This window comes from Neobacillus sp. C211 (assembly GCF_051842875.1).
In the GTDB taxonomy this organism is placed as follows: domain Bacteria; phylum Bacillota; class Bacilli; order Bacillales; family Cytobacillaceae; genus Neobacillus.
Map to the genome: position 1 here is coordinate 31294 of NZ_JBPXRO010000037.1, position 19979 is coordinate 51272.

The window sequence follows — 19979 nt, forward strand, 5'->3', positions numbered from 1 at the left end:
ACGCATGCGTCTAGATAAATTTTTGAAAGTATCGCGATTAATCAAAAGAAGGACTTTAGCAAAAGAGGTGTCTGATCAAGGGAGAATCGAAATTAATGGGAAAGAGGCCAAGGCTTCTTCAACGGTTAAAGTCGGGGATGAATTAACAATCCGACTGGGGCAAAGAAAAGTTACCGCAAGGATTGACCGGATCCAGGATACCACCCGCAAAGAGGAAGCAGCAGAGATGTATACGATTATCAATGAAGAAAGAATTGGCTCCACAGAATTCCCAATGTAGTAACCGAGTTCTAATTTTCAAATCCTTCACATAAATTGTATCAAAAAGGTTGTACAAATGATTGTGAGGGATGTTAATGAGCCAGTACTATGATAATAATCCAACAAAGAGCAGTGTTCCAGACCATGACGTCATCATGAGAGGCAGAAAACTTCTTGAGATTACAGGTGTTAAGCAAGTGGAGAGTTTTGATAATGAAGAGTTTTTATTAGAAACATCGATGGGATTTTTAGCAATCAAAGGACAAAATTTGCAAATGAAAAATCTCGATGTAGAAAAGGGGATTGTTTCGATTAAGGGGAAAATTTTTGATTTAGTTTACCTTGACGAACAGCACGGGGAGAAAGCTAAAGGGTTCTTTAGTAAGTTATTCCGATGACCCTCTCGACTCAATTTATTACGTTGCTTTCAATGATTGGAATGGGGTCGTTATTCGGCGCCATGTTCGATACCTATCAGCGGTTTTTAAATCGGCCGAAAAGAAAGCAGTGGATTGTATTCTTTAATGATTTATTATTTTGGATGATCCAAGCGGTGATCATATTTTACACGTTATTTTTAGTGAATAATGGGGAATTAAGATTTTATATCTTCCTCGCGCTTGTTTGTGGATTTGCCGCCTACCAGAGTTTATTTAAAGGAATTTACCTTCACTTGCTTGAGGTATCGATTAAAACAACGATAGCTGTCATCCGCTTTATAAAAAAAGCTTTCCATCTCCTGATTTATAAACCAATCTTGGGTCTTATTCAGCTAATTATTATCATTATCATTTCAATTGGCAGGGGGCTTTTAACCCTTGTTAGATTTATGGGTAAAGTTTTACTATTTATCCTAAAGATTATTTTTGTACCGTTCCGAAAAATTATGTTAATTTTTTGGAAACTTTTGCCGAAAGGTATTAAAAAATCCGTCGAGAAGTTATATAATAAAACGGCAGGAAATTTTCACAAAATCAGGAATTATATTAGTAAGATGATAAATAGATGGAAAAAACCAAAAGAGTAAGGCGGTGAGGGAAATGGGAGAAGAACAAAAGAAAAGTGTGTCAAAGATCCAGACAACGTATGTTAAACAGCAGGAGTATGCAGGAATTGCCTCAGCTAGGAAAAAGAAATTATTAGCAAGGCGGCTGTCGATGTTTTTGGTTTTGGCCAGTATTCTCTCTTATTTAATGATTTCCAGCACCATTTCCCAAACTGCTAAACTCAAGGCAAAGATTGCTCAAAAGAAGGAACTTAATCACCAATTAACAGACTTAAAGAATCAACAGGATATTCTCAATGAAAATATTATTAAATTAAATGATGATGATTATATTGCAAAGTTAGCTAGAAAAGAATATTTCTTCTCTGAGAAAAATGAAATTATTTTTACGATCCCTGATGAAAAAAAGGGGAAATGAACCAATTTGTAGCCATATTGACACTGATTTTTTTCTTTTTGTATAATATAGAGTAAGATTGATTTTTTATACTTTTAAGGAGGAACATTCTTTTTATGTCAATTGAAGTAGGCAGCAAGTTACAGGGGAAGGTAACAGGAATTACTAATTTTGGAGCGTTTGTGGAGCTGCCGGGTGGCTCAACAGGACTCGTACACATCAGCGAGGTTGCGGACAACTATGTGAAAGATATTAATGATCATTTAAAGGTTGGCGACCAAGTTGAGGTAAAAGTCCTCAATGTTGAGAAGGATGGGAAAATTGGGCTGTCGATTAAGAAAGCGAAGGATCGACCAGAGACGCAGCAAAGATCCCATTCAAACTCACAATCACAACGTCCTCGTCAGGGTAGAAACAACGATCGCAATACTGCTAAGCCGGAAAATTTTGAAACCAAAATGGCAAAATTTTTAAAAGATAGTGAGGATCGTTTATCTTCCTTAAAACGGCACACGGAGTCCAAGCGTGGAGGAAGAGGAGCTAAGCGGGGGTAAACTTGCTGTTAACTTTTATCAGAATAAGAGTGGCCTTACTCAATATCTATAAATCTAAGACAGGACTAAATGGCCTGTCTTTTTTTGTTTTCCAATAAAAAAGTGTCAGGCACCATGTGAATTCTTCACATGGTGCCTGACACCCAATGATGACACCCAACGACACTAATTACTATTATTTGAATGATAATAGTGAAAACAGTCGAACGATTCTTTTTGCTTGTTCACTAATTTGACAAACTTTTCTGACTATTAATTTTATAATTATCTTAACGATGAAAGAATAGGGAGTGTGATTTATGGAAAAGACAAATGCTAGTTTCATAGAACCAGTCAGAGAAGTTAATCTTCATTCATCGAAATGGGCTTTGCAGAGTGGAATGAAAAAAGTTCAACTAATGCTAGAGTCCTTTTTCATAAAAAAGGGGTACCTGTTATTAATGGTGGGTTTTTTGCTGGGACGGGCCTTGATTTTGGCAAAGTTGACTCCGTTTTGCCTTCCCTTTTTTGCCTCTGTTTATTTAATTAAACGAGATCGGGCACCGCTTGCCTTGATCGGATTGATTATCGGTGCAGTGACCATTTCGCTAACAAATGCAGCTTTTACCTTCGTAGTTACGCTCAGCTACATGGTAGTTTTCCAAATATGTAAGAAATGGTTAAGGAATGAAATGAAATCGACACCTTTTATTGTCGGTATTGTGCTTGGGCTGGGGAAACTGGCTGAGGCGTTTATACTTTCACAGCAATTGACACTATATGATTTAATGATGGTCGGAGTTCAAACAAGTCTTGCTTTTATTTTGACGTTAATTTTTTTACAAAGTATCCCATTGCTAACCTTTAATAAAAGGAGACAATTGTTAAAAACGGAAGAAATCGTTTGTCTAATCATTATGCTCGCTTCGATTATGACGGGGACAATTGGCTGGAAGGTTTATGACCTATCGGTTGAGCATATTATGTCGAGATACCTAGTATTAGTGTTTTCTTTTATAGCTGGTGCAACAGTCGGTTCGACAGTGGGGGTCGTCACTGGGTTAATTTTTAGTCTTGCTAGCGTATCTAGTTTTTACCATATGAGTTTACTTGCTTTTTCAGGTGTCTTGGGGGGCTTGATGAAGGAAGGAAAAAAAATAGGTGTTTCAATTGGATTATTTATCGCTACGCTCCTAATTGGCATGTATGGGGAAGGCGGAGGATCCATCCTGCTTACTGTATTGGAGTCAGCTGCGGCCATCTTCTTATTCCTCTTAACACCTCAGGTATTAACTTCTCGATTAGCAAAGTATATCCCTGGTACACCGGAGTACACAGCAGAGCAGCAAAAATATATGCGTAAGATGCGCGATGTTACGGCACAGCGGGTTTCACAATTCTCTAATGTCTTCCATGCCTTGTCCAAAAGCTTTTCACAAATGGAGATCCAACCAAAAGAAGAGCAAAATGAACGTGAAATGGATTACTTTATGAGTAACGTAACCGAAAAAACCTGCCAAACATGCTTTAAGAAGGATCAATGCTGGGCGAACAATTTTAATACAACCTATGCCTATATGGAAGAAATTATTCATGAAATGGATCAAAACGACGGGAATATTTCTACTAAACTATCGCGAGAATGGGAAAAGATTTGTACACGATCAAAAAGAGTGTATGAATCGATTGGGCAAGAATTAACGTTTTTTCAAGCCAATCAAAAGTTGAAAAAGCAGGTTCAGGAAAGCCGCAGACTTGTTGCGGATCAATTGTTAGGTGTGTCCGAAGTGATGGATAATTTTGCGAAAGAGATCCAACGGGAAAGAGAAAACCACCACAAGCAGGAAGAACAAATTATGGAGGCCATGCAATCGTTCGGAATTCATATAGAACAAGTCGAAATCTATAGCCTCGAGCAAGGAAATGTCGATATTGAGATGTCTTTGCCATTTTGCGATGGCCATGGAGAGTGTGACAAATTAATTGCGCCGATGTTATCCGATATTCTCGGTGAAACCATTGTCGTTAATAAGGAAGAATGTGCAACCATTCCGAATGACTTTTGCCGCGTGACATTCAGATCATCAAAGGCGTTTACGGTAGAAACAGGAATCGCCCATGCTGCCAAGGATGGGGGTCTTGTATCGGGAGACAGCTATTCGACGATTGAACTTGGATTAGGTAAATATGCGATAGCTATTAGTGATGGAATGGGAAATGGGGAGAGAGCCCATTACGAGAGTAAAGAAACACTGCTTCTATTACAAAAAATCCTCCAATCAGGAATCGAGGAAAAAGTAGCAATTAAATCTGTTAATTCTATACTATCGCTCCGGACGCAGGATGAAATTTTTTCTACATTAGATTTAGCAATGATTGATCTGCAAAATGCTTCAGCCAAGTTCCTTAAGATTGGATCCACACCAAGCTTTATTAAAAGAGGGAGTAAGATTATTAAAATTCAGGCAAGCAATCTGCCAATAGGAATGATTCAAGAATTTGAAGTGGATGTGGTCAGTGAACAACTAAAAGCTGGCGATTTACTAATTATGATGAGCGATGGGGTGTTTGAAGGTCCCTTGCATGTAGAAAATTATGATTTATGGATGAAAAGAAAATTACAAGGATTAGAGACAGATAATCCGCAGGAGGTAGCTGATCTAATTCTCGAGGAAGTCATTCGATCGAGATCTGAAATCATCCATGATGATATGACCGTGACTGTAGCGAAAATAAAACATAATACGCCAAAATGGGCATCCATTCCTGTTCCCAAATTGAAACGGCAGGCCTAATAGAGCATTTTATACCGTCTCTCATTAAAATATGTATAAATCATTTAGATCCCGTCGAAAATGGTACCAATACATGTTGTGAAGGGAGAAGGTTATGTATACAGGGAAAATCCGCCAAATATTACTAATTACCGATGGATGTTCCAATCAAGGGGACGATCCAATTGCCATGGCTGCACTAGCGAAAGAACAAGGAATCACTGTTAATGTCATCGGTGTGATGGAGCAGGATACCATTGATGAAAAAGGAATGACTGAAATTGATGGGATCGCGATGTCAGGCGGGGGAGTCAGTCAGATTGTCTATGCCCAGCAGCTCTCACAAACAGTGCAAATGGTAACCCGTAAGGCGATGAACCAAACGATTCAGGGTGTGGTTAACCGTGAATTGCAACAAATTTTGGGACGTTCACAAACAATGGAAGACCTCCCGCCTGAAAAACGCGGAGAAGTGATGGAGGTTGTCGATGAATTAGGAGAAACTGTCGAATTAGAAGTGTTGATTCTTGTCGATACAAGCGCAAGTATGAAACACAAACTTCCGACAGTTAAAGAAGCCCTGCTCGACCTCTCACTAAGCTTGAACGCTCGAACAGGAGATAATCAATTTTCGGTTTATGTATTTCCCGGGAAAAAGAAAGATGTCGAAAAATTGCTGGATTGGACACCTAAACTGCAAACTCTGACAAGTGTATTCTCCCAGTTGTCCACTGGAGGAATAACACCGACAGGACCAGCGTTACGGACAGCGCTATCCTCTTTCGAAGAAAAACAATCCCTAAGGAGCCTGCTTTCACGTGATGATGAATCATACTTTGAAGAGTCAATGTAAGGTAAGCCAAGGGACAATCATTTCAGGGAAATGGCATTTAAAAAAGTATAAAATTATTAAGGAACTTGGATTTGGAGCAAACGGGGTGGTCTACCTTGCTGAGCATAATAGCACTCAAGTCGCTTTAAAAATGAGTGATAATGGTATGTCAATCACTTCTGAGGTAAATGTTTTAAAATCCTTAGCAAAGGTCCAGGGACCCCCAACCCTTGGACCTTCTTTGCTTGATGTAGATGATTGGCAGAGTAATAACGGACGCATTTCCTTTTATGTGATGGAATATATCCAAGGACCAGACTTTTTAACTTTTTTACAACAAAAGGGGAAATCCTGGACAAGTGTTTTATTTTTGCAGCTTTTAAATGATTTAGACAAGCTTCATGAAAATGGCTGGGTATTCGGGGACCTAAAGCCAGAAAACTTAATCGTCACAGGTCCTCCTCCAAAAATAAGATGCATTGATGTTGGCGGCACGACCATTCAAGGAAGAGCGATTAAGGAATTCACGGAGTTCTATGACCGCGGTTATTGGGGACTGGGGTCTAGGAAAGCTGAGCCTTCCTATGACCTGTTTGCAGTCGCAATGATTATGATTAATACCGCCTATCCCAAAAGATTAACGAAAACCAGTGGAGGAATATCGCAATTAAGAGATGCGATCCGACAGAAGCCGGAACTGCTAGCGTGGGAAAAGGTCATCCTAAAAGCACTTCAAGGCCATTATAGCAGCGCTAAACAAATGAGAGCAGACTTATTAGATCTTATGGTCGATAAAAAAATGCCCGATCCGCTATTAAAGCCCATTGGTCCGACCAAACCTTCCCAAAAACAGCCGCCCCGGCCAGATTCAAAAGGGAACCAGCCTGTAACAAGGCAGCATTATCGGAAAAAGAAAAAAAAGAGTGGCTGGATGGAATTTTGGTTAATAGCGATCGTGTTAGGTCTTTTATATGGATGGTACACATTTAATAAACTGCTGTAATTGTTGAAACTATTCTCAAGGTCATTCGTATAAGAAGAAAGGTTATTTAATACGTAGTTCTTTAAGAGGATAAATAGGAAAAATTTCTAAGGATTTTGTAATGCCAATGCTTTGATAGTTTATTCGTAAAAGTGGTAGACTAATGTTATTCTAAACGTTTTAATGCTTTAAACTTTGTTTTAAGAAAGAGTGCAATCATATGTTGGAATCTAAGGTCAAGGCCTTTCTTAGTCACCAGGGATTCAGATTAGAATCCAAAAAGATTGTCATTGGTGTTTCGGGAGGCCCGGATTCGCTAGCGCTGCTTTACTTTTTGCTCGCGGAAAAAGAGAAACAAAACCTTTCCCTAGTTGTAGCCCATGTAGACCATATGTTTCGTGGTCAGGAGTCCTATGAGGATGCGCTGTTCGTCAAAGCATTTTGTGAACAGAATAATCTTCCGTTTGAGATGACTCGCGTCAATGTCCCAGAAATTATGGAAAGCACAGGAAAAAGTTCGCAAATCGCCGCAAGAGATGTAAGGTATGAGTTTTTTTCGAAGATTATGGAAAAGTATCAGTATCGATTTTTAGCCCTTGCACATCATGGTGATGATCAAATCGAAACCATCCTAATGAGATTAACAAGAGGCAGTGCGGGACTGGCTCGAGCGGGTATTCCTTTTTCGAGGCCATTTGAACAGGGAACCATTTTTCGTCCATTTTTAGGATTGGAAAGGGCTGATATTCAGGAATATTGCCTAAATCATAACCTAAGCCCGCGAATAGATCCGAGTAACGAGAAAGGGATCTATAGTAGAAATCGCTTTCGAAAAGAAGTTGTCCCTTTTTTAAAAAGGGAAAATCCACATGTGCATGAACATTTCCAACGGTTTAGCGAGGAATTAAAAAGTGATGAAACCTTTCTTCTGGAGTTAACTGTCCAACGAATGAATACAGTTATGACAAAAAAGGAAGAAAGTGAAATTACCATTGACATTAAACGCTTTCTTGAAGTGCCTATACCTTTACAAAGGCGAGGGATTCAACTAATATTAAACTATCTTTACAAAGAAATACCAGCTTCATTATCTGCCGTACATATCGATCAAGTATTTTTCATAATTAATCATCCTCACCCATCAGGTCAACTTGATTTGCCCAATGGTTTAAAAGTTTCCCGTTCCTATCATTCCCTTTCCTTCCAATTTCAACCAACCGAGGTTGAGTCATATCATTTTGAAATGACAGAGCCTGGAACGATTTTATTGCCAAATGGCGGGGAAATTAGCAGCAAATATATGGAGGGGGGCATTCCAACGGCAAGTCCATACACTGCCGTGTTTCATACAAGCAGTATTCAGTGGCCGATTATCATTCGTTCAAGGAAAATGGGTGATCGGATGACAATTAAGGGAATGCAAGGATCGAAAAAGTTAAAAGCCATATTTATTGATCAGAAAGTACCAGTTCATGATCGAAATATGTGGCCTGTACTCACCGACAAAGAAGGTTCTATTATCTGGCTTCCAGGTTTAAAAAAATCTTCTCTTGAAGGCATAGATTACTCAGCTAAACAATATATACTATTCAAATATCAAAAGTAACGATCTTCTAGGGGGCACATTTAGAATGAAACAGGATATTGAAAAGGTCTTAGTAACAGAAGAAGAGATTCAAATTAAAATCCGGGAGTTAGCTGGACAGTTAACGGAAGAGTATCACGATCGATTCCCGCTTGCCATAGGTGTTCTAAAAGGTGCAATGCCGTTTATGGCTGATTTATTAAAACGGATGGATTGCTACCTTGAAATGGACTTTATGGATGTTTCCAGCTACGGAACTGGGCTTGTTTCTTCCGGAGAAGTAAAAATCCTCAAGGACCTAGATACATCTGTAGAAGGCAGAGACATTCTAATTATCGAGGATATAATCGATAGCGGTCTCACACTTAGTTATTTGGTTGACCTATTTAAATATCGGAAAGCAAAATCGATCAAGATTGTAACATTGCTTGATAAACCAACTGGTAGAAAAAGTGCAATTAAAGCTGATTATGTTTGTTTTATTGTGCCAGATGAATTTGTTGTTGGATATGGCTTGGATTATATTGAAAAATATCGAAACCTTCCATATATCGGTGTCTTAAAACCTGAAGTATACAGCAATAATCTTTAAGATACTTATTAGCTCATTCCTAAAGCAATATATAAAGCTTTAAGCATGAGAGTAATTCCTTGAATTAGTAATATTTTCTATGATACCATTTAGTATAGTTTGCCTATCGTGGGAGGAGGTAAGAGATGAATCGGATTTTCCGTAATACCATCTTTTATTTATTGATATTTTTAGTCATTATTGGTGTGGTGAGTTTCTTTAATGGAAGCAATGAACAAACAGATCATATTTCATATGATAAGTTTGTAACGCAATTAGAAAATGGCGAAGTGAAATCATTTTCAATGCAGCCTGAACGAGGCGTTTATGAAGTTCGTGGTGAGTTAGAAGCGAAAAGTAAAAAATTCATAACCTATATTCCAAACAGCGAAAAGATTCTTGACCGAATTGATAAAGCGGATTCTAAAGTGGAAGTAATGCCTGCCAAGGAAACAAGCGGATGGGTGACTTTCTTTACATCGATTATTCCGTTTGTGATTATCTTTATTTTATTTTTCTTCTTACTAAACCAAGCCCAAGGCGGCGGCAGCCGTGTGATGAACTTTGGTAAATCTAAGGCGAAGCTTTATAATGATGATAAGAAAAAGGTTCGTTTTAGAGATGTAGCTGGTGCGGATGAAGAAAAAGCAGAATTAGTTGAAGTGGTAGAATTCTTAAAGGATCCGCGGAAATATGCCGAACTGGGTGCCCGTATTCCAAAAGGAGTGCTTCTAGTAGGCCCTCCGGGTACTGGTAAAACATTGCTTGCTAGAGCCACTGCAGGAGAAGCTGGCGTTCCATTTTTCTCGATAAGCGGTTCAGATTTCGTTGAAATGTTTGTCGGGGTCGGAGCTTCCCGTGTTCGTGATCTATTTGAAAATGCCAAGAAAAATGCACCTTGTATTATTTTTATTGATGAAATTGATGCAGTTGGACGTCAACGTGGCGCTGGACTAGGCGGCGGACATGATGAACGTGAGCAAACCTTGAACCAATTGCTTGTTGAGATGGATGGTTTTGGGGCAAATGAAGGAATTATCATTATTGCTGCTACAAACCGTGCCGATATTTTGGATCCTGCCCTTTTACGTCCTGGTCGTTTCGACCGACAAATTACCGTGGACCGTCCGGATGTGATCGGACGTGAAGCAGTACTTAAAGTACATGCACGTAATAAACCGTTAGATGAATCTGTAAACTTAAAGAATATTGCGATGCGTACACCAGGCTTTTCAGGTGCTGACTTAGAGAACTTATTGAATGAGGCGGCATTAGTTGCAGCCCGAAGCAGTAAGAAGAAAATCGATATGGAAGATATTGATGAAGCGACCGACCGGGTAATTGCTGGGCCTGCTAAAAAGAGCAGGGTTATTTCCCAAAAGGAACGTAATATCGTTGCATTCCATGAGGGCGGCCATACGGTGATTGGTTTGGTGCTAGATGAAGCCGACATGGTCCACAAAGTTACTATCGTACCTCGTGGTCAGGCCGGCGGATATGCTGTCATGCTGCCTAGAGAAGACCGTTACTTTATGACGAAGCCTGAGTTGCTTGATAAAATTGTTGGTTTACTCGGAGGGCGTGTGGCGGAAGAGATTGTCTTTGGTGAAGTAAGTACTGGAGCCCACAACGATTTCCAACGCGCTACGGGAATTGCTCGTAAGATGGTAACTGAATATGGTATGAGTGATAAGCTTGGGCCGCTTCAGTTTGGTCAAGGTTCAGGCGGTCAGGTATTCTTAGGCCGTGACATTCATAATGAGCAAAATTATTCCGATGCGATTGCTTATGAAATTGACTTGGAAGTGCAAAGAATTATCAAGGAATGTTACGCTCGAGCTAAAGTCATTCTCACTGAAAATCGTGACAAGCTTGATCTCATTGCAAAGACACTTCTTGAAGTTGAAACCCTTGTTGCTGAACAAATTAAATATTTAGTTGACCATGGTCATATGCCAGCGCCTAATGTCGCTTTAGAGGCCGTTAAAATCGGTCCGAAAAAAGTAGAAGACGTGAAGGTTAATATCAATACGAAAAAGGATGAGGTTGAGCCGCTTAACCCTCCTAATGAAACAGATAATAAATAAATAGTCGAAAGAGTGCTTCATTGAAGCGCTCTTTTTTTTTATCAAAAAACATATTTATGTTATTATGTTTTCAGTATAGAAGAGAATAATCTGAAAAGTGAGTGATAGATGTGATTTTCGTATTTGATGTAGGGAATACCAATATTGTTCTGGGTGTTTATGATCGTGAGGAACTTAAATATCATTGGCGTGTAGAAACAAATAGAAATCGTACGGAAGATGAGTTTGGAATGAACATTAAAGCATTGTTTGATCATGTTGGCCTCTCTTTTTCAGATATTGATGGCATTATTATTTCCTCTGTCGTTCCACCAATTATGTTTGCGCTGGAAAGAATGTGTCAAAAGTATTTTCATGTGAAGCCGTTCGTTGTTGGACCAGGGATTAAAACGGGTTTAAATATTAAATATGAAAATCCAAGAGAAGTTGGGGCGGACAGAATTGTTAATGCTGTTGCCGCTATCCACGAATATGGCAGTCCCTTGATTATTGTCGATTTTGGAACCGCAACAACTTATTGTTATGTGAATGAGGAACGCCAATATATGGGTGGTGCGATTGCCCCGGGAGTGGGTATTTCAACAGAGGCCCTTTATTCGAGAGCGTCAAAATTGCCGAGAATTGAAATAGCCCGCCCTGAAGGGGTAATCGGCAAAAATACCGTGGCGGCGATGCAGGCTGGTATTGTCTACGGGTATGTAGGACAGGTAGAGGGCATCGTAAAGAGGATGATGGAGCAAAGCGAGAAGAAGCCAACGGTGATTGCGACAGGCGGACTAGCTAATTTAATTGCCCAAGAATCAACCATTATTGATATTGTTGATCCATTTTTAACTTTAAAAGGTTTACAGCTTATCTATAAGAGAAACGTGGATATCCTAAAGAATAACAGCTAGAAGGGGGTTTATAAATGAAGGATTATCTAGTAAAAGCACTTGCCTATGATGGCAATATTCGAGCCTATGCCGTTCGTACAACAGAAACGGTAAGTGAGGCGCAAAGGCGCCATCAAACCTGGCGGACGGCATCAGCTGCACTCGGCCGCACGATGACCGCAGGGGTAATGATGGGGGCTATGCTAAAGGGTGAGGATAAATTAACAATTAAAATCAACGGTGGCGGCCCGATTGGCCCAATTGTTGTTGATAGCAATGCTAAAGGGGAAGTCCGCGGGTATGTAACCAACCCAGAAGTTGATTTTGAATCAACTGAAAATGGCAAGCTTGATGTCCGCCGCGCGGTCGGTACTGAAGGGACACTTGCGGTTGTCAAGGATGTGGGTCTGCGTGACTTTTTCTCTGGACAGGTTCCGTTAGTATCAGGTGAATTAGGAGAAGACTTTACGTATTACTTTGCGACCTCTGAGCAAACTCCTTCTTCGGTGGGTGTCGGTGTTTTAGTAAATCCCGATGATAGCATTTTGGCAGCAGGCGGGTTTATTTTTCAATTAATGCCTGGGACACCGGAACGCATCATTTCAAATCTGGAAGAAAGATTAAAAACCATTGAGCCCATTTCCAAATTAATTGAACGAGGTTTAACACCAGAACAAATCCTCGAAGAGCTTTTTGGAAAAGAGCATGTAAAGGTCCTAGAAACGATGCCAGTGGGCTTTGAATGTAATTGCTCTAAAGAACGCTTTGCTAATGCGATTGTTAGCTTAGGGGCAGCAGAGATCCATGCCATGATTGAAGAAGATGGACAGGCTGAGGCTCATTGTCACTTTTGCAATGAAAAGTACCTCTTTTCGAGCGATGAATTAGAAGAACTGAAAAAGGATGCAAAGTAAGGTGCTTACGCTTTTCTGATTGGGGGAGAGACGTTGGGGAGGAAGCAACTTTGGATGGTTATTGCGGCCCTGATCATGGTTAATTGCCTAACAATCGCCTTTTTTTTATCAAAGGCAAATCTGGCAGGTGGAGCAGTAATGAATGAAGAGGCAGTTGCAACCGTCGGAAAAAAAACAATCCTAAGACAAGAATGGCTGAATGAACTAGAAGCTAGATATGGAAAAGATGTTTTAAAAGAAATGGTCGATCAAAAGGTCATAGAGGAAATGGCAGCGAAATATAAAATTAAAATAACCAATCAAGATGTTGAACGTGAATATAGAATGCTGCAAGCCACCTATAATTCTTTGAGTAAACAGAGCGTAAAAAATGAAGAGAAGTGGAAGGAACAAATCCGAAGCAACCTCCTTTTAGAGGAACTTTTAACAAAAGATGTCGAGGTCTCAAACGATGAATTAAGTAACTATTATAAAAAAAATAAAGAGCTTTTTCATGTGCCGCCTGCCTTTCATTTATCACATATTGTTGTGAGTACAGAGGAAGAAGCAGACCAGGCCATACAGGAATTAGCACAAGGTTCGGACTTTTCGACATTAGCTATGGAACGTTCGATTGAGGAATTTTCTGCTAATGAAGGCGGAGATATAGGATACCTTAGTGAGGAAGATGAACGCTACCCGGTCCAATATATCCAAATAGCTAAGGAATTAAAGAAAGGCGCCTACAGTATGCCAATCAAGGTAGACCAAGGTTATGCGATCATTAAGCTAGAAGGAAAAATAAATGGAAAGAAATATTCCTTTGAAGATGTAAAAGAGCAAATTCGGCGCCAAATTGCTCTAGAACAAATGAAATCCCCAGCTGCTGCTTCTACTTTTTGGGATGATGCTCAGGTGGATTGGTTTTACGGTAAAGAAGGAAACTAAAAACACAGATGTTATTACTGTGTTTTTTCTTTCTAAAATTTGAAATATTGTAAAAATAGCCAAACAAAACGATTGACAAACTAAGTATAAAACTGGTAAATTAAATTATATAAATCCAATCAAATTACTCGGAATAGGGGTGCTCTAAATGGTTCGTGTTGCAAATTCAGTTGCCGATTTAGTCGGTCAAACGCCTATCGTTAAATTAAACAGATTAGTAGATGAAAATAGTGCAGAGGTTTATTTAAAACTTGAATATTTTAATCCTGGAAGCAGTGTAAAGGATCGTATCGCTTTAGCTATGATTGAAGCAGCAGAAGAACAAGGTTTAATTAAACCTGGTGTTGATACCATTATTGAGCCTACAAGTGGAAATACTGGAATTGGACTAGCTATGATTGCTGCAGCAAAAGGTTACAAGGCCGTTTTTGTTATGCCTGAAACGATGAGTTTGGAAAGAAGGAATCTACTTCGTGCTTACGGTGCGGAACTTGTGTTAACACCTGGTCCAGCTGGTATGAAGGGTGCTATTGCTAAGGCAGAAGAATTAGTACAGGAACATGGTTATTTCTTACCGCAGCAATTTAAGAACCAAGCGAATCCTGAAGTTCATAGAAGAACAACAGGTAAAGAAATCGTTGAACAAATGGATCAATTAGATGCATTTGTTTCAGGAATCGGAACTGGAGGAACGATCTCTGGAGCAGGAAGTGTTCTTCGTGAAAAATTCCCTGAAATAAAAATTGTTGCTATTGAACCAACAGATTCACCTGTTCTTTCTGGCGGATCACCTGGCCCGCATAAGCTCCAAGGTCTTGGAGCAGGATTTATTCCAGAAACCTTAAATACTGATATTTATGATGAAGTGATTCAAGTTGGAACGGAAGATGCTTTTGCTGCAGCAAGACGTGCAGCTAAAGAAGAAGGAATTCTTGGTGGTATTTCTTCAGGAGCAGCAATCCATGCTGCATTAGAAGTTGCGAAGAAACTTGGAAAAGGTAAAAAGGTTCTAGCAATTATTCCTGATAACGGTGAACGTTATTTAAGTACAGTGCTTTACCAGTATGATGCTGAATAAATAGTAAAGTGGAAACGCCGCTGGGCGTTGAAATTAGACAATTAAAGAGAGGCGTCGGCTTACCGATGCTTCTTTTTTTTGTAAACTAATTAAGATTTCATGTATGATAAAAAGAGTGAAAAAAGCCTGTATAGGAGGATTAGGTATGAGAGCAACTCAAGAACAAATCAAATGTGGACCATATACCTTGGATAGTAGTAAAAAAACCATTATTATGGGCATTTTAAATGCAACTCCAGATTCCTTTTCAGATGGCGGCAAATTTAATCATGTTGAAATGGCTGTGGAACGAGCAAAAGAAATGGTCGCAAATGGGGCTGATATCATTGATATCGGCGGTGAATCGACACGGCCTGGCTTTGCAGCGGTTCCCCTCGAGGAAGAACTCAAACGGGTAATCCCGGTAATTGAGGCTATCGCTAAGCATGTCGATGTACCAATCTCGATTGATACGTATAAGGCAGAAGTGGCAAAGCAGGCGATTGAAGCAGGCGCCCATATAATCAATGATGTATGGGGGGCAAAAGCCGATGAAAAAATGGGTCAAGTTGCTGCAGACTACGGTGTTCCAATCGTGCTTATGCATAATCGTCATGACCGAAACTATAAGGTTTTCATGAGAGATGTCATTAATGATCTTTATGAAAGTATAACGATTGTCAAAAATGCAGGTGTAACGGATGAAAATATTATTCTCGACCCTGGTATCGGTTTTGCGAGAGATTACCAAGAAAATCTGCTAACAATGCAGAATTTAGATACATTTGTTAAACTGGGCTATCCAGTATTATTAGGGACATCCAGAAAAACAATGATTGGACAGGCGTTAGATCTTCCAGTTCACGAAAGAATGGAAGGTACAGGAGCAACGATTTGTTATGGAATCCAAAAGGGCTGCCACATAATACGTGTTCACGATGTCAAGGAAATGAGCAGGATGGCAAAAATGATGGATGCCCTAATGGGAAAGGGTGAACTGATTGGATAAAATTTATGTCAATCGAATGGAGTTTTACGGCTACCATGGTGTTTTCCCGGAAGAGACTCGGCTGGGACAGCGATTTGAGGTTGATTTATCCGTTTCCCTTGATTTAAAAAAAGCAGGCGAAACAGATGAACTGGAGCACTCAGTAAATTATGCTGAGTTATACCAAGTATGTAAGGAAATAATCGAGGGGCAGCCGTATAAGTTAGTCGAAGCTGTTGCAGAAAGCATTGCTTCAAACGTTCTGATGGGGTTTCCACTTGTATCCGAGGTTACAGTAACCGTGATTAAGCCAAATCCGCCGATTTCGGGCCATTACAGGTCTGTTGCAGTAGAAATTACAAGGAGAAGATAAAAGTGGAAAACACAGCATTTATTGCCCTTGGATCGAATCTAGGAAACCGATATGATAATTTAACGAGTGCAATCAAAAAATTAACAAGCTATTCTGATCTTCACTTGGTAAATTACTCCTCTATTTACGAAACAGATCCGGTTGGCTATGAAGACCAAGACTTATTTTTGAATATGATAATTGAGATTCAGACGGCATTAAGTCCAATGGAGTTGCTAGAGTTATGCTTAAAAATCGAATTGGAACTTGGGAGAAAAAGGGAAATAAAGTGGGGTCCGCGAACAATAGACCTTGACATTCTTACCTTTAACCAAGAAAATATTGAAAGCGAGAGGCTCATAGTTCCACATCCGAGGATGTTAGAACGGGCTTTTGTAATTATTCCACTTTTAGAGATCATTCACGACAGTCAATTTTTAAAGATAAATAAATTGCTTGAATCATCGTTAGAAGAATTACCTGATAAAGAAGGAGTCCGAATATGGAAGCGGAAAAATGGGGAAGACGGATTCGTGCCTATCGGAAGCTAAAGGGCTTTACACAAGAAGGCTTTTCGAAGGAACTAGGTGTATCTGTATCGATCTTAGGAGAGATTGAAAGAGGAAATCGCCTGCCTGCAGTTGACCTTCTTGAGAGAATTGCGCATTCATTAAAAATAAGTATAGATGATTTAACTCCTAAGGAATAAGTTCATCAAAGAATAGGAGGTAGTTTCATGTTGAAGATTGGCGAAATTGAAATGAAGAATCCAGTGGTTTTAGCTCCAATGGCTGGGGTATGTAACTCTGCATTCCGTCTAACGGTGAAAGAGTTCGGTGCTGGTTTAGTTTGTGCAGAGATGGTAAGCGATAAAGGTATCGTTTATAAAAACGAAAAAACAATGAATATGCTCTACATCGATGAGCGTGAAAAACCGCTTAGTTTGCAAATTTTTGGCGGCAAAAGGGAAACGCTTGTCGAAGCAGCCAAATTTGTTGATAAGAATACCAATGCTGATATTATCGATATTAATATGGGCTGCCCTGTTCCAAAAATCACTAAATGTGATGCGGGAGCGAAATGGCTTCTTGATCCAAATAAAATCTACGAGATGGTTTCTGCGGTAGTTGCGGAAGTGGAAAAGCCTGTTACCGTGAAAATGCGGATGGGCTGGGATGAGCAGCATATTTTTGCTGTTAAAAATGCCCAAGCAGTCGAACGCGCAGGAGGAAAGGCTGTGTCGCTTCATGGTCGAACGCGTGTTCAAATGTATGAAGGAAAAGCAAACTGGGATATCATCCGTGAAGTAAAGCAAAATCTTAACATTCCGTTAATTGGGAATGGGGACGTCCAGACACCACAGGATGCCAAACGAATGCTCGAGGAAACTGGTGTGGACGGAGTCATGATTGGAAGAGCTGCATTAGGAGATCCATGGATGATTTATCGTACCGTACAATATTTAGAATCTGGGATATTAATGCCTCAACCAACTGTTAGAGAAAAGATTGATGTATGTATTCTTCATCTTGACCGCTTAATCGCTCTGAAAAATGAAAATATTGCGGTTCGCGAAATGCGCAAGCATACTGCTTGGTATTTAAAAGGGGTCCGCGGCAACGCTAAAGTTCGTAATGCCATTAATGAGTGTGAAACAAGAGATCACTTAGTGACATTATTAAACGACTTAGTGTTAGAAGTTGAGGAAAAAGAACAAAGTCAGTTGATTGTAGGGTAAATTTGTCACTTAAAGTGTCTTTTTCTAATACTAATTGGATGCTGCCAGTGAAATAACTGGCAGTTTTTATTTTATTAAGATCTTTTTTGATGTCTGAAACTATAAGTTTGTGTAAAATAATAAAGTATGTAGAAAAATGGATGGATTAATAAAAGCATTTTACATAATAAATGATTATTGGAGTGGATTTTATGAGTCAGGAAGATTTAAATGACCAATTAAGGGTCAGACGTGAAAAAATGAACACCATGCGCGAAAATGGTCTTGATCCATTTGGTAAGCGTTTTGACCGTTCACACAATACAAATGAATTGATTGAGCAATATGGAGAATTAGAAAAAGAAGACATCGAAGCAAAAAACATTTCTGTTTCTTTAGCAGGCCGAATTATGACGAAGCGTGGAAAAGGTAAAGCAGGTTTTGCGCATGTTCAAGATTTAACGGGTCAAATTCAAGTATATGTTCGTCAGGATGCTATTGGTGAAGAGAATTACAAACTATTTGATACCGCTGATCTAGGGGATATTATTGGGGTAACTGGAACTTTATTTAAAACAAAAGTGGGCGAGCTATCCGTAAAGGTTGAAAACTTTGTGTTCTTAACAAAGGCATTGCGTCCGCTGCCTGATAAGTTCCATGGACTTAAAGATGTAGAACAGCGCTACCGTCAGCGTTATTTGGATTTAATTATGAGCCAAGAAAGTAAGGCGACATTTATTGCGAGAAGCCGTATTATTCAATCGATGCGTCGTTATTTAGATGACCATGGTTATTTAGAAGTTGAAACACCTATGATGCATTCTATCGCTGGGGGTGCGTCCGCACGTCCGTTCATTACGCATCATAATGCTCTCGATATGCCGTTGTTTATGAGGATTGCTATTGAGCTTCACTTAAAGCGGTTAATTGTCGGGGGGCTAGAAAAGGTTTATGAAATTGGCCGTGTATTCCGGAATGAAGGGGTCTCTACCCGTCATAACCCAGAATTCACAATGATTGAACTTTACGAAGCCTACGCAGATTATCGCGATATCATGAGTCTTACTGAGAATTTAATCGCCCACATTGCTAAAGAAGTAGTTGGTTCCACTACAATTCAATATGGGGATTATGAAGTAGACCTTAACCCGGAATGGAAAAGACTTCACATGGTTGATGCCATTAAAGAATACACGGGTGCAGATTTCTGGAAAGAGATGAGTGTGGAAGAGGCTCGTCAACTTGCTAAAGAACATGGTGTCGAAATTAATAACAACATGCTTTATGGTCACATTGTAAATGAATTCTTTGAGCAAAAAGTAGAGGAAAAGTTAATCCAGCCTACGTTTATTTACGGCCATCCAGTAGAAATTTCGCCGCTTGCGAAGAAAAATGATGAGGATCCGCGATTTACAGATCGTTTTGAATTATTTATTGTAGCGCGTGAACATGCAAACGCGTTTACAGAGCTTAATGATCCGATTGATCAAAGAGAACGTTTCGAAGCGCAATTAAAGGAACGCGAACAAGGGAATGACGAAGCCCATATGATGGATGATGACTTCGTTGAAGCTCTGGAGTATGGTATGCCGCCTACTGGAGGATTAGGAATCGGAATAGACCGCATAGTTATGCTGTTGACTAATTCACCATCTATCCGCGACGTACTGTTATTCCCGTTAATGCGTCATAAGTAATATCTTTAGAAAGTGCCGGTGCCACTGGCACTTTTTTTATTGCTTTTAGCCTTGAAGAGTTAGAATATTTTTACTTTGTAATTTTATATAAAAAAATAATAAATACTATTGCACTAGGTCTTTAATGGTGGTATATTAATATCTGTTGCTGCGAGGCAGTGATGACAAGATAAAAGAAATAAAAAAAGTTATTGACTTTACATTGATAACTTGGTAAGATTATAAAGTCGCTTTTAGGCGATAGAGAAATTGATCTTTGAAAACTAAACAAACAAAATCGTGCAAACAAACAAAATTTTTAGTTTCAATTCTGAAACTAAGCCAACGTAACAAAATGAGCTAATCAACTTTCTTGGAGAGTTTGATCCTGGCTCAGGACGAACGCTGGCGGCGTGCCTAATACATGCAAGTCGAGCGAACCAAT

General features: G+C 39.5%; 21 protein-coding genes and 1 rRNA gene. All 22 read left to right on the forward strand.

What is annotated here, in order from left to right; genetic code table 11:
- Positions 1-4 precede the first annotated feature (4 nt).
- Positions 5-280 carry an RNA-binding S4 domain-containing protein gene (locus tag ACSU6B_RS25020; RefSeq protein WP_088084933.1) on the forward strand — a complete coding sequence of 92 codons (276 nt, stop codon included), beginning with the start codon at positions 5-7 and terminating at the stop codon, positions 278-280.
- Positions 281-356: 76 nt separating this feature from the next.
- On the forward strand, positions 357-659 hold the full coding sequence (yabP, locus tag ACSU6B_RS25025; RefSeq protein WP_168241468.1) for a sporulation protein YabP: 303 nt from the start codon (positions 357-359) through the stop codon (positions 657-659).
- On the forward strand, positions 656-1288 hold the full coding sequence (gene yabQ / locus ACSU6B_RS25030) for a spore cortex biosynthesis protein YabQ (protein ID WP_410889039.1): 633 nt from the start codon (positions 656-658) through the stop codon (positions 1286-1288). Before yabP ends, yabQ begins: the two co-directional genes overlap by 4 nt.
- Before the next feature lie 13 nt (positions 1289-1301).
- Positions 1302-1685, forward strand: a complete 384-nt coding sequence (locus ACSU6B_RS25035) for an FtsB family cell division protein (protein ID WP_410889041.1) — start codon at positions 1302-1304, stop codon at positions 1683-1685.
- Positions 1686-1780: 95 nt separating this feature from the next.
- Positions 1781-2218 carry a S1 domain-containing RNA-binding protein gene (locus tag ACSU6B_RS25040; RefSeq protein WP_215000039.1) on the forward strand — a complete coding sequence of 146 codons (438 nt, stop codon included), beginning with the start codon at positions 1781-1783 and terminating at the stop codon, positions 2216-2218.
- Positions 2219-2517: 299 nt separating this feature from the next.
- Positions 2518-4992 carry a stage II sporulation protein E gene (gene spoIIE / locus ACSU6B_RS25045; RefSeq protein WP_410889043.1) on the forward strand — a complete coding sequence of 825 codons (2475 nt, stop codon included), beginning with the start codon at positions 2518-2520 and terminating at the stop codon, positions 4990-4992.
- Positions 4993-5086: 94 nt separating this feature from the next.
- On the forward strand, positions 5087-5824 hold the full coding sequence (locus ACSU6B_RS25050) for a vWA domain-containing protein (RefSeq protein WP_168241471.1): 738 nt from the start codon (positions 5087-5089) through the stop codon (positions 5822-5824).
- Positions 5793-6806: a serine/threonine protein kinase gene (locus ACSU6B_RS25055; protein ID WP_215016803.1), complete on the forward strand. Its 1014-nt coding sequence runs from the start codon at positions 5793-5795 to the stop codon at positions 6804-6806. Before ACSU6B_RS25050 ends, ACSU6B_RS25055 begins: the two co-directional genes overlap by 32 nt.
- 199 nt (positions 6807-7005) lie before the next feature.
- Positions 7006-8391 carry a tRNA lysidine(34) synthetase TilS gene (gene tilS / locus ACSU6B_RS25060; RefSeq protein WP_410889044.1) on the forward strand — a complete coding sequence of 462 codons (1386 nt, stop codon included), beginning with the start codon at positions 7006-7008 and terminating at the stop codon, positions 8389-8391.
- Positions 8392-8416: 25 nt separating this feature from the next.
- Positions 8417-8962, forward strand: coding sequence for a hypoxanthine phosphoribosyltransferase (gene hpt, locus ACSU6B_RS25065; RefSeq protein ID WP_410889045.1), 546 nt, complete (start codon positions 8417-8419; stop codon positions 8960-8962).
- Between the two features lie 125 nt (positions 8963-9087).
- Positions 9088-11028, forward strand: a complete 1941-nt coding sequence (ftsH, locus tag ACSU6B_RS25070) for an ATP-dependent zinc metalloprotease FtsH (protein ID WP_410889046.1) — start codon at positions 9088-9090, stop codon at positions 11026-11028.
- 110 nt (positions 11029-11138) lie between these two features.
- On the forward strand, positions 11139-11924 hold the full coding sequence (locus tag ACSU6B_RS25075) for a type III pantothenate kinase (RefSeq protein WP_410889047.1): 786 nt from the start codon (positions 11139-11141) through the stop codon (positions 11922-11924).
- 14 nt (positions 11925-11938) lie between these two features.
- The gene (gene hslO, locus ACSU6B_RS25080) at positions 11939-12817 is read left to right on the forward strand and encodes an Hsp33 family molecular chaperone HslO (RefSeq protein ID WP_410889049.1); all 879 of its coding nucleotides are present in this window, start codon (positions 11939-11941) and stop codon (positions 12815-12817) included.
- 33 nt (positions 12818-12850) lie between these two features.
- Positions 12851-13744: a peptidyl-prolyl cis-trans isomerase gene (locus ACSU6B_RS25085; protein ID WP_410889051.1), complete on the forward strand. Its 894-nt coding sequence runs from the start codon at positions 12851-12853 to the stop codon at positions 13742-13744.
- Positions 13745-13892: 148 nt separating this feature from the next.
- A complete protein-coding gene (cysK, locus tag ACSU6B_RS25090; RefSeq protein ID WP_215000024.1) occupies positions 13893-14822 on the forward strand; it encodes a cysteine synthase A in 930 nt (309 codons plus the stop codon).
- 145 nt (positions 14823-14967) lie between these two features.
- Entirely contained in the window at positions 14968-15810 is an 843-nt protein-coding gene (gene folP, locus ACSU6B_RS25095; protein ID WP_410889053.1) for a dihydropteroate synthase, read from the forward strand.
- Positions 15803-16162, forward strand: a complete 360-nt coding sequence (gene folB, locus ACSU6B_RS25100) for a dihydroneopterin aldolase (RefSeq protein WP_214717294.1) — start codon at positions 15803-15805, stop codon at positions 16160-16162. The genes folP and folB overlap by 8 nt, the downstream gene beginning before the upstream one ends.
- A 2-nt stretch (positions 16163-16164) precedes the next feature.
- Complete coding sequence (folK, locus tag ACSU6B_RS25105; protein WP_410889054.1) at positions 16165-16692, forward strand: 2-amino-4-hydroxy-6-hydroxymethyldihydropteridine diphosphokinase; 528 nt, start codon at positions 16165-16167, stop codon at positions 16690-16692.
- Positions 16644-16850, forward strand: coding sequence for a helix-turn-helix domain-containing protein (locus tag ACSU6B_RS25110; RefSeq protein ID WP_168241482.1), 207 nt, complete (start codon positions 16644-16646; stop codon positions 16848-16850). Before folK ends, ACSU6B_RS25110 begins: the two co-directional genes overlap by 49 nt.
- Positions 16851-16877: 27 nt before the next feature.
- A complete protein-coding gene (dusB, locus tag ACSU6B_RS25115) occupies positions 16878-17879 on the forward strand; it encodes a tRNA dihydrouridine synthase DusB (RefSeq protein WP_410889055.1) in 1002 nt (333 codons plus the stop codon).
- Positions 17880-18070: 191 nt separating this feature from the next.
- The gene (gene lysS, locus ACSU6B_RS25120) at positions 18071-19555 is read left to right on the forward strand and encodes a lysine--tRNA ligase (RefSeq protein ID WP_410889056.1); all 1485 of its coding nucleotides are present in this window, start codon (positions 18071-18073) and stop codon (positions 19553-19555) included.
- Between the two features lie 349 nt (positions 19556-19904).
- A 16S ribosomal RNA gene (locus ACSU6B_RS25125) occupies positions 19905-19979 on the forward strand; the annotation flags it as partial.

What these genes read in the sequence shown, in the direction of transcription:
- ACSU6B_RS25020 (WP_088084933.1), top strand. Translation starts at nt 5, where the DNA reads ATGCGTCTAGATAAATTTTTGAAAGTATCGCGATTAATCAAAAGAAGG.
- yabP (WP_168241468.1), top strand. Translation starts at nt 357, where the DNA reads ATGAGCCAGTACTATGATAATAATCCAACAAAGAGCAGTGTTCCAGAC.
- yabQ (WP_410889039.1), top strand. Translation starts at nt 656, where the DNA reads ATGACCCTCTCGACTCAATTTATTACGTTGCTTTCAATGATTGGAATG.
- ACSU6B_RS25035 (WP_410889041.1), top strand. Translation starts at nt 1,302, where the DNA reads ATGGGAGAAGAACAAAAGAAAAGTGTGTCAAAGATCCAGACAACGTAT.
- ACSU6B_RS25040 (WP_215000039.1), top strand. Translation starts at nt 1,781, where the DNA reads ATGTCAATTGAAGTAGGCAGCAAGTTACAGGGGAAGGTAACAGGAATT.
- spoIIE (WP_410889043.1), top strand. Translation starts at nt 2,518, where the DNA reads ATGGAAAAGACAAATGCTAGTTTCATAGAACCAGTCAGAGAAGTTAAT.
- ACSU6B_RS25050 (WP_168241471.1), top strand. Translation starts at nt 5,087, where the DNA reads ATGTATACAGGGAAAATCCGCCAAATATTACTAATTACCGATGGATGT.
- ACSU6B_RS25055 (WP_215016803.1), top strand. Translation starts at nt 5,793, where the DNA reads ATGATGAATCATACTTTGAAGAGTCAATGTAAGGTAAGCCAAGGGACA.
- tilS (WP_410889044.1), top strand. Translation starts at nt 7,006, where the DNA reads ATGTTGGAATCTAAGGTCAAGGCCTTTCTTAGTCACCAGGGATTCAGA.
- hpt (WP_410889045.1), top strand. Translation starts at nt 8,417, where the DNA reads ATGAAACAGGATATTGAAAAGGTCTTAGTAACAGAAGAAGAGATTCAA.
- ftsH (WP_410889046.1), top strand. Translation starts at nt 9,088, where the DNA reads ATGAATCGGATTTTCCGTAATACCATCTTTTATTTATTGATATTTTTA.
- hslO (WP_410889049.1), top strand. Translation starts at nt 11,939, where the DNA reads ATGAAGGATTATCTAGTAAAAGCACTTGCCTATGATGGCAATATTCGA.
- cysK (WP_215000024.1), top strand. Translation starts at nt 13,893, where the DNA reads ATGGTTCGTGTTGCAAATTCAGTTGCCGATTTAGTCGGTCAAACGCCT.
- folP (WP_410889053.1), top strand. Translation starts at nt 14,968, where the DNA reads ATGAGAGCAACTCAAGAACAAATCAAATGTGGACCATATACCTTGGAT.
- ACSU6B_RS25110 (WP_168241482.1), top strand. Translation starts at nt 16,644, where the DNA reads ATGGAAGCGGAAAAATGGGGAAGACGGATTCGTGCCTATCGGAAGCTA.
- dusB (WP_410889055.1), top strand. Translation starts at nt 16,878, where the DNA reads ATGTTGAAGATTGGCGAAATTGAAATGAAGAATCCAGTGGTTTTAGCT.
- lysS (WP_410889056.1), top strand. Translation starts at nt 18,071, where the DNA reads ATGAGTCAGGAAGATTTAAATGACCAATTAAGGGTCAGACGTGAAAAA.